Annotated in this window: 14 protein-coding genes; 8 read left to right on the plus strand and 6 right to left on the minus strand. The window is 30.2% G+C overall.

The window, feature by feature from the left end:
- The first annotated feature begins 4 nt into the window (after nt 1-4).
- Complete coding sequence (locus IU405_RS09690) at nt 5-544, plus strand: hypothetical protein (RefSeq protein WP_197438409.1); 540 nt, start codon at nt 5-7, stop codon at nt 542-544.
- Here the strand turns inward: IU405_RS09690 and dusB are convergent.
- Nucleotides 541-1,539, minus strand: a complete 999-nt coding sequence (dusB, locus tag IU405_RS09695) for a tRNA dihydrouridine synthase DusB (RefSeq protein ID WP_197438410.1) — start codon at nt 1,537-1,539, stop codon at nt 541-543. The two genes, IU405_RS09690 and dusB, sit on opposite strands and share 4 nt — an antisense overlap.
- Before the next feature lie 17 nt (nt 1,540-1,556).
- The gene (locus IU405_RS09700; protein ID WP_197438411.1) at nt 1,557-2,780 is read right to left on the minus strand and encodes a M28 family peptidase; all 1,224 of its coding nucleotides are present in this window, start codon (nt 2,778-2,780) and stop codon (nt 1,557-1,559) included.
- 44 nt (nt 2,781-2,824) lie between these two features.
- On the opposite strand from IU405_RS09700, the gene IU405_RS09705 reads away from it, so the two are divergent.
- Together IU405_RS09705 and IU405_RS09710 are read left to right on the plus strand one after the other, a co-directional pair.
- Nucleotides 2,825-3,910 carry a TolB family protein gene (locus tag IU405_RS09705; RefSeq protein WP_197438412.1) on the plus strand — a complete coding sequence of 362 codons (1,086 nt, stop codon included), beginning with the start codon at nt 2,825-2,827 and terminating at the stop codon, nt 3,908-3,910.
- A gap of 34 nt (nt 3,911-3,944) precedes the next feature.
- Nucleotides 3,945-4,223 carry an EF-hand domain-containing protein gene (locus IU405_RS09710; protein ID WP_231749661.1) on the plus strand — a complete coding sequence of 93 codons (279 nt, stop codon included), beginning with the start codon at nt 3,945-3,947 and terminating at the stop codon, nt 4,221-4,223.
- 11 nt (nt 4,224-4,234) lie between these two features.
- Here the strand turns inward: IU405_RS09710 and IU405_RS09715 are convergent, their stop codons facing one another.
- From IU405_RS09715 to IU405_RS09725, 3 genes are all read right to left on the minus strand, one after another.
- Complete coding sequence (locus IU405_RS09715; protein ID WP_197438414.1) at nt 4,235-4,999, minus strand: LytR/AlgR family response regulator transcription factor; 765 nt, start codon at nt 4,997-4,999, stop codon at nt 4,235-4,237.
- Nucleotides 4,989-7,055: a sensor histidine kinase gene (locus IU405_RS09720; protein ID WP_197438415.1), complete on the minus strand. Its 2,067-nt coding sequence runs from the start codon at nt 7,053-7,055 to the stop codon at nt 4,989-4,991. The genes IU405_RS09715 and IU405_RS09720 overlap by 11 nt, the downstream gene beginning before the upstream one ends.
- A 226-nt stretch (nt 7,056-7,281) precedes the next feature.
- The gene (locus IU405_RS09725; RefSeq protein WP_197438416.1) at nt 7,282-7,671 is read right to left on the minus strand and encodes a hypothetical protein; all 390 of its coding nucleotides are present in this window, start codon (nt 7,669-7,671) and stop codon (nt 7,282-7,284) included.
- Between the two features lie 186 nt (nt 7,672-7,857).
- Between IU405_RS09725 and lepA the strand changes: the two genes are divergently transcribed.
- Both lepA and IU405_RS09735 read left to right on the plus strand, forming a co-directional pair.
- On the plus strand, nt 7,858-9,654 hold the full coding sequence (gene lepA / locus IU405_RS09730; protein ID WP_197438417.1) for a translation elongation factor 4: 1,797 nt from the start codon (nt 7,858-7,860) through the stop codon (nt 9,652-9,654).
- Nucleotides 9,655-9,671: 17 nt separating this feature from the next.
- Nucleotides 9,672-10,766 carry an NAD(P)/FAD-dependent oxidoreductase gene (locus IU405_RS09735; RefSeq protein ID WP_197438418.1) on the plus strand — a complete coding sequence of 365 codons (1,095 nt, stop codon included), beginning with the start codon at nt 9,672-9,674 and terminating at the stop codon, nt 10,764-10,766.
- A gap of 120 nt (nt 10,767-10,886) precedes the next feature.
- Here IU405_RS09735 and IU405_RS09740 read toward each other — a convergent pair whose 3' ends face one another.
- Nucleotides 10,887-11,597, minus strand: coding sequence for a zinc metallopeptidase (locus tag IU405_RS09740; protein WP_197438419.1), 711 nt, complete (start codon nt 11,595-11,597; stop codon nt 10,887-10,889).
- Between the two features lie 93 nt (nt 11,598-11,690).
- Between IU405_RS09740 and IU405_RS09745 the strand changes: the two genes are divergently transcribed.
- The 3 genes from IU405_RS09745 (at nt 11,691) to IU405_RS09755 (ending at nt 14,161) form a co-directional block, all read left to right on the plus strand.
- The gene (locus IU405_RS09745) at nt 11,691-12,722 is read left to right on the plus strand and encodes an asparaginase (protein WP_197438420.1); all 1,032 of its coding nucleotides are present in this window, start codon (nt 11,691-11,693) and stop codon (nt 12,720-12,722) included.
- Between the two features lie 245 nt (nt 12,723-12,967).
- Nucleotides 12,968-13,690 carry a MotA/TolQ/ExbB proton channel family protein gene (locus IU405_RS09750; protein WP_197438421.1) on the plus strand — a complete coding sequence of 241 codons (723 nt, stop codon included), beginning with the start codon at nt 12,968-12,970 and terminating at the stop codon, nt 13,688-13,690.
- Nucleotides 13,691-13,699: 9 nt separating this feature from the next.
- Complete coding sequence (locus IU405_RS09755; RefSeq protein WP_197438422.1) at nt 13,700-14,161, plus strand: hypothetical protein; 462 nt, start codon at nt 13,700-13,702, stop codon at nt 14,159-14,161.
- The last annotated feature ends 3 nt before the right edge of the window (nt 14,162-14,164 follow it).

A 14,164-nucleotide genomic window follows, 5' to 3' on the forward strand; every position in this document is an offset into this window, starting at 1 on the left:
TATTATGAGATTTATATTTTACGTTATAATAGTTCAATTTCTTGCTCATAATATGTATGCCCAAAAATTAGAAGCATATAAAATTGTCAGTGAAAGTATCGTAAAAAATTATTACAAAGATTGTAAGATCGATGTTCCTGATAATTGGATTTCTCACACAACAGACCCAGGGTTGATAGCTCACACTCCAAAGAAGTATATAGATAGTATAGCCCCTTTTTCCACCACTCCTTCAGTAATTATTAGAAAAGAGCGAAAAAGTAAAGACTTAAATCACCTTTTAAAAGAATTTTTAGACACAAGAAAAAGTTATTACGAAATTTTTCAATATGAAATTTTAAATATAAAACATCCAATTTATAATAACTGTTATGTGGTTGTGTATGATTTATTAGAAAAATATGGAAAAGAAAGAATAATGTGTTTTCTTTTTAATGATAAAAGAAAATCTTTTGTTATTTATTATTCAAGTAATATAAATTTTTTTGATGAATACATAATAGATGTTGAAAAAATGGTTAATTCTTTCAGGATATTAAATTAAATATCCGAAAACACCACATCACCAAACGTAGCCTCCACTAAATCTAAAGTTTCAAAAATTTTTGTTGGATCATCAGCAGTGACCAATTGCGTTCTAAATTCTTTAAAATTTGGAATTCCTTTGAAATAATTGGTGTAATGTCTGCGAGTTTCAACAATTCCAAGACGCTCGCCTTTCCAATCCATAGACCAAGTTAAATGATTTCTTGCAGCTTCAACTCTGTCATGAATTGTTGGTTTTGCTAAATGTTCACCTGTGGCAAAATAATGCTTAATTTCATTAAAAATCCATGGATAACCAATGGCTGCTCTGCCAATCATTATTCCATCCAAACCGTATTTATTTTTATATTCTAACGCTTTTTCAGGAGAATCAATATCGCCATTTCCAAAAATGGGCATGGTAATTCTTGGATTATTTTTTACTCGAGCAACGTGCGACCAATCAGAATGACCTTTATACATTTGAGCTCTGGTTCTTGCATGAACTGTTAATGCTTGTACGCCAATGTCTTGTAAACGTTCAGCGACCTCATCAATATTGATGGAATTTTCATCCCAACCTAAACGTGTTTTTACGGTTACAGGAAGATTTGTTCCTTTGATGACAGCCTTGGTTAATCGCACCATTAAATCGATATCTTTTAAAACCCCTGCACCTGCACCTTTGCAAACCACTTTTTTTACAGGACAACCAAAGTTAATATCCACTAAATCAGGTTGAACTGCATCTACAATTCGAGATGACATTTCCATTGCTTCTTCATCTCCACCAAATATTTGAATTCCAACAGGACGTTCATAATCAAAAATATCTAACTTCATTTTACTTTTTACAGCATCACGAATTAAGCCTTCTGAAGATATAAATTCTGAATACATCAAATCAGCTCCATGCAATTTGCATAAGCGACGAAATGGTGGATCGCTCACATCTTCCATTGGCGCTAATAATAATGGAAAATCTGGAAGTTCTATCTTGTCAATTCTTACCAAAATTTATTTTTTAAGTTTTAGAAACCAATTTCTTTTATTACTTCTTTTGCCTCTCTTTTAATCACAACAGTTGTTTTATCTCCTTCTTTAAAAACCGACAATGCTCGCATATAACTCATCATATTTGTGATGGTGCTATCACCTAATTTCACAATAATATCTCCTTTTTTCAAACCTGCTTTTTGAGCTGCTTTTCCTTCTGAAACACCATCAATTCTCATTCCTTGTCCATCATATAAATAATCAGGAATTACACCCAAACCAACTTTAAAACGTGGTGTAGATTCACTTTCATTGACTGTTTTTCTGAAAGCCAATTTTCCATTGTCGTCCAAATCACTAATAATATTGAAAATATATTCCGAAATCAATTTCATTCCGTCATAATTTAGTTTTTCTGAATCATCACTTGGTTTGTGATAATCTTCATGTTGACCTGTGAAAAAATGCAACACAGGAATATCTGCCAAATAAAAACTAGTATGATCACTTGGACCAACTCCAGATTCTTGCTGAACCAATTTAAAATTTTTATTATGTGATTTCAACACTTGCTTAAAAATGGGCGAAGTTCCAGTGCCATAAACCGCTAAAGTGCTGTCTTTTTTCATACGGCCAACCATGTCCATATTGATCATATAAGAAACTTTTTTGATGTCAATTGTTGGATTTTTTACAAAATAATTCGAACCCAATAAACCCATTTCTTCTCCAGAAAAAGCCATGAAAAGGTAATTATTTCCGGTGTTTTTTGTTGTTAGTTTTGCTGCCAAATTCAATAAAACTGCCACTCCAGAAGCATTATCATCTGCGCCATTGTGAATTGCTTTGATAGAATCTCTGTATAAAGAACCTTCACCACCAAAACCCAAATGGTCAAAATGGGCTCCAATGATAATGGTATTTTCTGCTTTGTTATCTAAAAATCCAATGACATTATTTCCGGTAATGGTACCATCACCATTCACATCAAATTTCACTTCATCATGTGGATTTGTTTTTGGTTTGAAACTAAAAGTTTGCAGAAAACCTGAAGTTCCTTTTGGCTGCAACCCCAATTCTTTAAATCGATTTTCAATATATGTTGCAGCTTCTTTTTCACCTTTTGTGCCTGTTTGTCTTCCTTCTAAAGCATCAGAAGCTAAAAAAGTGACGTCTTCCGTAATTCGATTTTCTTGATTTATGGCTGGTTTGCAACTAAAAATAAAACCTAAAAAAAGCAGAAATAAGATGTTTTTCATAATGTAACTATTATTTTTGCAAAGTTAAATAATTTAAAAAGAAAATGAGAATTCTTTCAGTGCTAGTATTGGTTTGTGTATTATTTTCGTGCAAAAACGAAAAAAAACAAGAAGTAATTGATAAAAATGAAAAAAATCCGCTGATTTTTCCTGAGGAAAAACATTTCAAAAATATCACGCAAATCACTTTTGGAGGTGACAATGCTGAGGCATATTGGAGTTTTGATGACAAACAAATCGTTTTTCAATCCAATAATAAAAATTGGAATGTAAACTGTGATCAAATGTTTTTGATGAAAGTTGGCGAAACTTTTAAAGATACAATTCCACCAATGATTTCAACAGGATTTGGACGCACAACGTGTGCTTATTTTTTGCCTGACAACAAGCATTTTGTGTATGGCTCAACACATTTGGTTGATAAAGAATGTCCTGAAGTCCCTTTGCGTAAAAACGGAAAATATGTGTGGCCAATTTATGATTCGTTTGATATTTTTGTGTCAGATTTACAAGGAAATATTGTCAAACAATTGACCAATGAAATTGGCTATGATGCTGAAGCTACAGTGTCACCAAAAGGCGATAAAATTGTATTTACATCAACAAGAAGTGGAGATTTAGAATTATACACCATGAATATTGATGGAACTGATGTAAAACAAATTACCAACGAATTGGGATATGATGGAGGTGCATTTTTTTCTCCTGATGGAACAAAATTAATTTTCAGAGCTTCAAGACCAAAAACCGAAGAGGAAATCAAAGCATATAAGGATTTGTTAGCGCAAGGTTTGGTGGAACCAACAGATATGGAATTATTTATTTGCAATGCAGATGGTTCAGAATTGCGTCAATTAACCGATTTAGGAAATGCCAATTGGAGTCCGTTTTTTCATCCTTCAGGAAAAAAGATTTTATTTTCTTCGAATTTTGAAGCAGAAAGAGGATTTCCATTCAATTTGTATATGATAGATTTGGACGGAAAAAATTTAGAAAGAGTCACTCATGGAGAAACTTTTGATGCTTTTCCTGTGTTTTCAAATGACGGAAAAAAATTGATTTTTTCTTCCAATAGAAATAATGGTGGAGGAAGAGATACGAATTTGTTTATTGCAGAATGGCAGGATTAATAGTATTCAAGGTTTAAAATTCAAAATTCAAATTTTGGCTTGGACAAAGGAAAAAATTCTTAAAAATATTGAAATCTTAATGCGAAGTAAATTTAAGGAGCCAAAAGAAGCTTTTGATTTTTATGACGAAGACAAAGATGGTTTTTTGACAAAGAATGATTTCAAAAATTTACTGAAAGAAGCCAATGTCAGTATTTTAATTCGTGGTTTGGTTGCCGAATTTATGCTACAAAGTTTTGATAAAAATGGTGATGAATTGGTTGATTGGCAAGAATTTCAAGCGGCGATTGCTGAGACAAGTCTTAGAAAATAAATAGCTTATTTTCAGTAGTTAATCCATGTTTTAATTTTTTCATTAAAACTTCTCCCTGATGTAATACTTGATTTCTTTTTATTATTGAGATTGAAAATATATCGACTATTAAAATACTTCTGAATATCCAGAATATGATCTTTATTGATAATGATACTTCTATGAATTCTTATAAAATTATTTGGTAATTTTAGTTCTAAGTTACTTATAGATTCTGTGCTAAGATAATTTCCTAAATCAGTATTTATAAAGGTGTAATTATTATCTGCTTCAAAAAAAGAAACATCATTGAGTTTTATAAAAATCAATTTACTATCTTTTTTTACAGTAATCGAAGTCATTTTTTTCTCTTCTTTCTTGCTTGTAATTTGTTTTAAAACAGTTAAAATTTCATCAGAATTTTTGTTTTTATGAAATGATTTTAATTTTTGAACAGTTTTTTCAATACGTTCTAATTTTACAGGTTTCACCAAATAATCAATACTATTGGTTTCGAAAGCTTCTAATGCATATTGGTCATATGCAGTGCAAAATACCACAATTGGGATGCTTGATAATTTTTCTAATAATTCAAAACCTGAACAACCAGGCATTTCAATATCTAAAAAAATAATTTCTGGGTTTAGTTTTTCTATTTTTTTTTGAGCTTCAATTCCGTTTTTTGCAACTCCAATCACTTGAAAAGTCCCTGGAAATTGATTCAATAAATTTTTTAATCCAGTTGTTGCAGGAGCTTCATCATCAATTATGAGAGTTGTATAAATTCTAGTATTCATAAGTATTAGTTTCCGGAATTTGAATAGTTATGGTTTTTTTTGGTGAATTTGTCCAATGTAAACAAGCTTTATTTTTATAATTTAAACGTAATAAATCATATACTGTTTGCAAACCATGACCACTTATTAAGCCTTCTGGAAAATCTGGACCATTATCACTTACAGAAATATGAATATTTTTTTCTTTCTTTTCTATTTTTAATTCGATTTTTCCATTTTCAATAATCTTAGAAATTACATGTTTTATAGCATTTTCCACTAAAGGCTGAATTAAAAATAGTGGAATTTCAGATTCTTCAATAGATTTTTCCACATCCAAATCAAATTGCAAGCGATTTCCAAATCGAATTTTCTCAATTTCTAAATAGGATGTTACCATTTCTATTTCATCTTTAATCGTATTTGTCTTTTTATCTTTTCTATTGATAGAATATTTGAATAAATCAGATAGAGAATAAGCCATTTTTTGAGTTTTTTCTGCATCAATTTTTGCTAAACTTGCAATTGAGTTTAATGAATTATACAAAAAATGTGGATTGATTTGTGATTGTAATAATTTCATTTCTGCTTCTGAATGCAGTTCTTTAAGTTTACTCAATTCAACATCTTTTGCGTTTACTAAAGATATTGAAACTTGATTTAAATACATAAGTAAACCTCTTGCCATTGACAATCCAAAAAGGCAAATAAAAATTGGTAAAGTTGGCTTTTCATCAAAAAATGCAGTGGTATTAGCATTAAAAGTGTAAATAATGTAGAAGATTAATAATGGCAAGTTTAATACTATAAATGTAATTAGAATTTTTAATGACAATTGATAAGAAAAACGGAAACTCTTTTTAATGACTATTTTTTCAATTGCCCATAATAAAAAAGAATAGAAAACAGCTAATAAAGTTGCTATGATAAATGTAGCTGACCATTGTTCAAAGTATCTTGTTAAATTCATATTTGTTAAATACAAATAGATTACAACAAGGTTTGCAATATGTAAACTTATAAATAAGCAAGGATAAAGATAATTTAGATATGAATTTTGGAATTTTTTATGAAGGAAGTATTCAAAAGATAAAACGAAGGTTAAAATCCCTATCAGAAAAATCAAAAGGAAAGCTTTTAATTTGGCTAAACCTGGATTTAGAAAATAATTTGCATAACGCCAAGGATACGCTTTGTGCATATAATTACTAAATTGTTTGTCAAAATCATTGGCAAATAATTTTTGCAAAAGAAACTTGTCTTTTTCTGTTACTTTTCTATTCCAAGGATCTTTATTTGCAGCATTAAAAATAGCTTCCTTTGGATAAGGTTTCACTGCTCCACCTGAACTTTTTAAAGGATATGTAAAACAAATTAATTTTAATAATTTATAGGTTGTATATTGTTTTTTCTCTTCAAATGATTTTTTCTCAGTAAGATTGAAGTTTGAATAAATAGGCAAAAAGTCAGTATTATACCACATATAATCTTGATGATTATTAAAAGTGTAGGTTAAATTTTCACTTATTACCTCAGTAGTTTCCTTTAAAAAATCCTCTTTTTCAAAGTCAGCAATTCTAATTTTTAAAACAGGAAAATGATTTTTATTATAAGGATTGATTTTCTTATTTTCATAATTCGAACTATGATTAATACTTGATTCATTAAAAGGAATACCTGTGTAATCAGAATAGAAAGCAATTGTTTTTGTTGGAATTAATTTTCTTAAATCTTCCATGACACTTTTAAAAGTCACGCTATCTTCTCTTGATGCATTTTTGAGCACTAATAACAGAGAACCATTTAATTTTTCAGGTAAATACGTTTTTCTATTTTCAAAATCATGATTGAATAAATTATTTTTGATGTATTCCCAGTTTTGATCTAATTTTTTTAATTTTTTAAATACGTATAAACTATCCTTTTTAATATCAATAAATGGTGAAAGTATGTCAATTTTTTCAAGATTCGTATGATTTACTTCTGCAAGATTAATTAATGAATATTTTTTATTTTCAATAAAAAATACAATTGCAGGAATAATTAAAATAAGTGCCAGTATTATTCTTTTTTTCATAATTATAAATGTAGATTTTTATTTAAACAAAAGAATAGTATTGAAAACATTTATAAAATAAATTTCTTGTAAACTGCAAAAATGCACTATTAAATACAAGAATTTCAAGCGGCGATTGCTGAGACTGAATTATGACTATTTAAATGACATTCGATTTTAAAAAAATAGCAGAAAATCTAAGAATTCTGATTGATATAATTTCTGTTATTTTTTATAATAGGAATCCCTATTGTTTAATGTATTTTTCTAATTGACCTCTTTCAGTAGTTATTGATAAAATAGTTTTACTAGAAGACTCAGTAATTATATTTCTTAAAATATCACAATTGTAACTTGTGGAGTCTATTTGAATTTTCAGAAAAATATCATAATAATTACTTGAGTTTGAATTACAACTTGTAGTAATTTCATAAGTTGTCATTTCCTCTAAATTATTATCTATAAATATTTTTAATTTATTGTCTCTTGTAAACTCAATTTTATATGATGAGTCTTCTTGTGATATCCAGGTACCAATTATTAATGCTTTATATTTGGTTAAACGTTGTTTTTGAGATTGTGCTCTGCAACCAAATGTTAAACCTAAGATCAATAATATTATTATTTTTCTTGTCATTTTTTAAAGTTTATTGAATCTCTGACTTTTTAAATAGCATTTTTTTGATTAATCAAATTTACTGATTTAACTTTATATCAATTGTTATTTTTGTTCAATAGTTATTTTATAAACTACATGAATCTATCTAATTTTTGAAACCATCTATTATGTATCTTTGCAACCTTAAAGGAAGATTGAAAACGCATGAAAAACATCAGAAATTTTTGCATTATCGCGCACATTGATCATGGTAAAAGCACGTTAGCAGACCGTTTGTTAGATTTTACAGGAACTGTCACTGAACGTGAAAAACAAGAACAATTGCTTGACAATATGGATTTAGAGCGCGAACGTGGTATCACCATTAAGTCGCATGCAATTCAGATGGATTATGAATATGAAGGAGAAAAATATACCTTAAACCTAATTGATACTCCTGGCCACGTAGATTTTTCTTACGAAGTTTCGCGTTCAATTGCAGCTTGTGAAGGTGCTTTGTTGATTGTTGATGCCGCTCAAAGTATTCAAGCCCAAACAATTTCAAATTTATATTTGGCGTTAGAAAATGACTTGGAAATTATTCCAGTGTTGAATAAAGTAGATTTGCCTTCAGCTAATCCAGAGGAAGTTACTGATGATATTGTAGAACTATTGGGTTGTAAACCTGAAGAGGTGATTCATGCAAGTGGAAAAACAGGTTTTGGAATTGGAAATATTCTAGAAGCAATTATTCGTAAAATTCCTGCACCCAAAGGAAATCCTGATGCGCCTTTAAAAGCCTTGATTTTTGATTCTGTATATAATTCTTACAGAGGAATTGAAACCTATTTTAGAGTGATTGATGGTAGCATCAAAAAAAATCAACAAATCAAATTCATGGCAACTGGCAAACATTATGGTGCTGATGAAGTGGGTACTTTAAAGTTGACACAACTTGTTAAAAATGAAGTAAAAACAGGAGATGTTGGGTATTTGATTACTGGAATTAAAACGGCAAAAGAAGTAAAAGTTGGTGATACAATTACAGATTATGCCAATCCAACTGCAGAAAGAATTGACGGTTTTGAAGATGTAAAACCCATGGTTTTTGCAGGAATTTATCCTGTTGAAACAGAAGAATATGAAGAATTGCGTTCTTCTATGGAAAAACTGCAATTGAATGATGCTTCTTTGGTATTTCAACCAGAAAGTTCAGCGGCTTTGGGATTTGGTTTTCGTTGTGGATTTCTAGGGATGTTGCACATGGAAATCATCCAAGAACGTCTTGAACGTGAGTTTGATATGACTGTAATTACCACAGTTCCAAACGTTTCTTATCACGCTTTTACCAAAAAAGAACCTGAAAAACCAATCATTGTAAACAATCCTTCTGATTTGCCTGATCCATCAAAATTAGACAGAGTAGAAGAACCATATATCAAAGCATCTGTAATTACAAAATCCGATTTTGTGGGACAAGTAATGGGATTGTGTATTGAAAAACGCGGACAAATCGTAAATCAAACGTATTTAACTCCAGAAAGAGTGGAGTTGACTTTTGACATGCCTTTATCAGAAATTGTATTCGATTTTTATGACCGATTAAAAACAGTTTCCAGAGGTTATGCTTCATTTGATTATCATCCAATTGGTATGAGAGAGTCAAAATTAGTGCGTGTTGATATGTTATTAAATGCGCAACCTGTTGATGCACTTTCTGCATTATTACATATTGATAATGCTTATGGAATTGGAAAACGAATTTGTGAAAAATTAAAAGAATTGATTCCTCGTCAGCAATTTGACATTCCAATTCAAGCTGCAATTGGCGCAAAAATAATTGCTCGCGAAACTGTGAAAGCCTTGCGAAAAGATGTAACTGCTAAATGTTATGGAGGAGATATTTCGCGTAAACGAAAACTGTTAGAAAAGCAGAAAAAAGGAAAGAAAAGAATGCGTCAAGTGGGGAATGTAGAAATTCCACAAGAAGCATTTATGGCAGTTTTAAAACTGAATGATTAAAACTAAGCATTACTTTTATGCAAAAATATGAGGTTGTTATTGTTGGTGCAGGAACTGCAGGTTTAATGCTTGCAAGAGAATTAGGAAATCAAAATCACAAAGTACTTATTTTAGATAGGAAAAAGAATTTACTTGAGTTTTCTTTTAACACACTTGGCAGTTTTATTGATATAGAAAAATTTGGATTCACTGAAAACGTAGTTGCTCAAAAAATTGATGCTATCACTATTTATTCCAAACATGTAAAAGAATCCGTCAAAATTAACGGCTACACTTTAGACAAAAGAAAAGTTCATGAAGAATTGATTGCTTCCTTGAATATGGATTTTGTTGATATCAAATTAGGAATTCACATTAAAGACATTGTTAAAGTTGATGATCTATTTACATCAGTAATTGATAAGGAAGGCAATGAATACAATGCTAAAATTTTTGTTGATGCTTCTGGTACTGCTGCAGTTTTAAGTAAAAAAATTGGCTTTATGCCGAAAAATTCAAAACTTGCCACTGGAATTGAATACAATGTACAGTATTTGGGTAATGATAATGAAGCTCATTTAATGATTGGCAAAGATTATAAAGGAGGCTATGGTTGGATTTTTCCTTTAAAAAATAAAAGAGCCATTATCGGTTTTGGCACTTTTGATGAATCAATGGTTAAAGGTTTAAAAGCGAATCTTCACACTATTTTAGAACTCCCTAATATAAAAAAATTAGTCCTAAAAGATAATGACAAAGCTGAAGGAGGAAGCATACCTATTACTCCAGTATTAGAAAAATTTGTTTCACATAATTTTTTGTGTGTGGGTGATTCTGTTTCTCAAGTCAATCCTGTTGTTGGAGAAGGATATAAGTTTATTTTTGAATCTGCAATTTTTGCAAGTAAAGCCATCTGTCAGTCTCTAAAAAATGAAGATGTTAATTTACTTTTACAATACGAATCTGATTGGAAAAAAAGGTTTCTAAATAATTACAAACGGTCGAAAAAAGCACAGGAAAGAATTTTTTCAACATCAAAAAATGATATTTTGATTGATATTGCAATGTTGTTGTTTATGAAATTGAGACCCAATTATAAAAATGTAAAAACGCTTTCAGGCGAATACGAATAGACGTTAGTAAAAATAAAAATCCGAAAGAATTTATACTTTCGGATTCATTATTTAAAATTCAATTATTACACTAATGAATTGCTACATTTTCACATTAATTCATTATTATTTATTGAATCACTAATCTCTACTTCCTAAAACTTGCAAAGCCCAATATAATAACATTGCTAATGAGCCAATTGCAGCAACTAAATACGTTCTAGCAGCCCATTTTAATGCATCTGTAGAACCTTCCAATTCTTGTTGGCTTACCATGTTTTTGTTTTTCAACCAAGCCAACGCTCTGTTACTTGCATCATATTCTACTGGTAATGTAATAAAACTAAAAGCAGTTGCTAACGCCATAAATGCCAAACCTGTAATGGCAATGTAAAACCCTATTCCCATTTCACCTGAATTAGGATCTGAAGCAATACCTAAAATTATACCCCCAATTACTAACCATTGTGAAAAGTTTGAAGTTACACTAACAACAGGTACCATTTTAGAACGCATTGTCAACCATTCATAAGCTGTTGCATGTTGAACAGCATGACCAACTTCGTGTGCAGCAACAGCAGCAGCAGAAGCATTTCTTTGATTGTAAACAGCTTCACTTAAGTTCACAGTCTTGTCCAAAGGATTGTAATGATCCGTCAATCTACCAGGAGTAGAAATAACTTTTACATCACGAATGCCATGATCTGCAAGCATTTTTTCAGCTATTTCAGCACCACTCATGCCATTTCTCAAACTTACTTTAGAATATTTCTCAAATTTTTTCTTTAAAGTATTGCTGATCAACCAGCTAACCAAAGAGATTACACCTATTAAAATATAAAATCCAATCATACTATATTTGTTTACTTATTTATGTCAAAATTGTTCGGTAAATTTACAACATAAATTATTCCAATTTTAAGTTGGATAAAAAATTATGTCAAAATGTCAACAAAGCCACATATTTTATTGATTTATACTGGAGGAACTATAGGAATGATGAAAGATTATGCTTCCAATGCTTTGAAAGCGTTCGATTTCAGTCAGCTTTTAGATAAAATTCCAGAGATTCAACAATTAAACTGTCATATAGAAACAATTTCTTTTGAAAATCCAATTGATTCTTCAAATATGACAACTAAATTTTATGTGGATATTGTTGAAATTATTGAGAAAAACTATGATGTATTTGATGGTTTTGTCATTCTTTCAGGTTCAGATACCATGTCATATATTTCTTCTGCTATTAGTTTTATGTTGGAAAATTTGCAAAAACCTGTCATTTTTACGGGTTCACAATTGCCAATTGGTGATTTAAGAACGGATGCTAAAGAAAATTTGATTACTTCTATTGAAGTAGCTTGTGCGCAAAAAAATGGAATTCCGATAATTCAAGAAGTGTGTTTGTATTTTGAATATAAACTATATCGCGCAAATAGAACAACCAAATTGAATGCAGAGCAATTTGAAGCTTTTGTGTCAATGAATCATCCGCCTTTGGCAGAAAGTGGTGTTTATTTGAAATTCAACGAGCACTACTTATTAAAGAATTCAACTAAAAATTCAACGTTAATTGTCCGAAAGGAATTAGTAACTGATATTGTTATTTTGAAAATTTTTCCAGGAATTACAGAAAATGTTGTAAAAAGTATTTTACATATTAAACATTTAAAAGGAGTGGTCATGGAAACATTTGGCTCAGGAAATGCGCCAAATGAAACGTGGTTTGTAAATTTGATAAAAGAAGCTATTGAAAATAATATCCGAATAGTAAATGTAACTCAGTGTTTGGGTGGAAATGTAAATCAAGGACATTATGAAACAAGTGTTGCGTTGAAAAAAATAGGAGTTGTGAGTGGAAAAGACATCACTACAGAAGCTGCAGTTGCAAAATTAATGTATCTTTTGAATGAAAATTTTTCACTTTCAGAATTCACAAACTTTTTTGAAAAACCGTTAAGAGGTGAAATTTCTTGAAATTAATCTATAACATCCTCATAAATTGATAATTCGAAAACAATTTTTAAAAAATTCGTAAATTGTCAATAAATAGGAGTAAAAAAATTTTTTTTTGCCTAACATTTTTTGTTACTTGCCCCACTGTAAGCAGGAAGTAATTCAAAAAGACTTTTAAAAGATAGAAAGTTTTGTAGATTTTCTGTTTTTGAATTGAAAATTTATATCTTTAACCCGTTAACTATTAAAATTAATTTATAACCAAGATGAAAAAAGTAGTAAATGCCTTATCTGTAACAGGATTCATGTTTTTTGGAGCTATACAATCAACTTTTGCTCAAGAAGCAGTAACAGAAGCAAAAACGTTTCACCAAGTATTAAAGCAAAACTTTATTGATGGTGGCCCAGGATTTATGGGAATTGTATTAGTATCGTTAATTTTAGGATTAGCAATTGCCATTGAAAGAATTATTTATTTAAACATGGCTACAACCAATACTAAAAAATTATTAGCAGAATTAGATGAAGCTCTTAGTTCTGGTGGTGTTGAAGCTGGAAAAGAAGTTTGTAGAAATACAAAAGGACCTGTTGCATCTATTTTTTACCAAGGTTTAGACAGAGTTGATGAAGGAGTTGAAGAAGCTGAAAAAGCCGTTGTTGCTTATGGTGGAGTTCAAATGGGACAATTAGAGAAAAATGTTTCTTGGATTTCATTATTTATTGCATTGGCTCCTATGCTTGGTTTCATGGGTACTGTAATTGGTATGATTGGTGCCTTCAATGACATTGCTGTTGCGAATGATATTTCTCCTGCAGTTGTGGCGGGTGGTATTAAAATCGCCCTATTAACAACAGTATTTGGTCTTGTTGTAGCAATTATTCTTCAAATTTTTTACAATTACATCGTTGCAAAAATCGATAGTATTGTGAACAGTATGGAAGATGCATCTATCTCTTTGGTAGATTTATTAGTAAAGTTTAAAAAATAAAAATTCATTATGAAGAGTACTAAAATATTAAATCTTTTAATTGCTGGTATTGCCTTAATTGGTGGTATTCTATTCATAAGAATTTTTATGGAAGATACAGCAGCAATTGAAACGGATGCAGCAATTCAAAATAGCGTGATAAGCCCTTTGATTTATTTTTCAACTTGGTTGCTTATTGCAACTATTGTTGTGGCTGTTGGATTATCATTATTAAGTTTGTTTAGAAATCCAGAAAACTTAAAGAAAACTTTAGGTGGTTTAGGAGTTTTGGCAGCATTATTGTTGATTTCTTATTTCTTGGCAGACAGCGATGCAGTATACAATGCTGCTGGAGGTATTGAACCAGGAGGAGAAGAAGGTTCTTCAGTAAACAGATGGGTAGGAGCAGGAATATGGTATAGTATCATTTTAGGTGGTATTGCGAGCTTATTTTTTGTTTGGGATCTAGTAAAAGGATTGATAAAATCATAAACT

It is taken from the genome of Polaribacter sp. BAL334 (genome assembly GCF_015767435.1).
GTDB lineage: Bacteria > Bacteroidota > Bacteroidia > Flavobacteriales > Flavobacteriaceae > Polaribacter.

Bases quoted from the DNA above. Each gene is read 5' to 3' on its own strand.
- IU405_RS09740 (WP_197438419.1), bottom strand. From the start codon at position 11,597: ATGATTGGATTTTATATTTTAATAGGTGTAATCTCTTTGGTTAGCTGG.
- IU405_RS09720 (WP_197438415.1), bottom strand. From the start codon at position 7,055: ATGAAAAAAAGAATAATACTGGCACTTATTTTAATTATTCCTGCAATT.
- IU405_RS09690 (WP_197438409.1), top strand. From the start codon at position 5: ATGAGATTTATATTTTACGTTATAATAGTTCAATTTCTTGCTCATAAT.
- IU405_RS09745 (WP_197438420.1), top strand. From the start codon at position 11,691: ATGTCAACAAAGCCACATATTTTATTGATTTATACTGGAGGAACTATA.
- IU405_RS09750 (WP_197438421.1), top strand. From the start codon at position 12,968: ATGAAAAAAGTAGTAAATGCCTTATCTGTAACAGGATTCATGTTTTTT.
- IU405_RS09715 (WP_197438414.1), bottom strand. From the start codon at position 4,999: ATGAATACTAGAATTTATACAACTCTCATAATTGATGATGAAGCTCCT.
- IU405_RS09705 (WP_197438412.1), top strand. From the start codon at position 2,825: ATGAGAATTCTTTCAGTGCTAGTATTGGTTTGTGTATTATTTTCGTGC.
- lepA (WP_197438417.1), top strand. From the start codon at position 7,858: ATGAAAAACATCAGAAATTTTTGCATTATCGCGCACATTGATCATGGT.
- IU405_RS09700 (WP_197438411.1), bottom strand. From the start codon at position 2,780: ATGAAAAACATCTTATTTCTGCTTTTTTTAGGTTTTATTTTTAGTTGC.
- IU405_RS09725 (WP_197438416.1), bottom strand. From the start codon at position 7,671: ATGACAAGAAAAATAATAATATTATTGATCTTAGGTTTAACATTTGGT.
- IU405_RS09735 (WP_197438418.1), top strand. From the start codon at position 9,672: ATGCAAAAATATGAGGTTGTTATTGTTGGTGCAGGAACTGCAGGTTTA.
- IU405_RS09755 (WP_197438422.1), top strand. From the start codon at position 13,700: ATGAAGAGTACTAAAATATTAAATCTTTTAATTGCTGGTATTGCCTTA.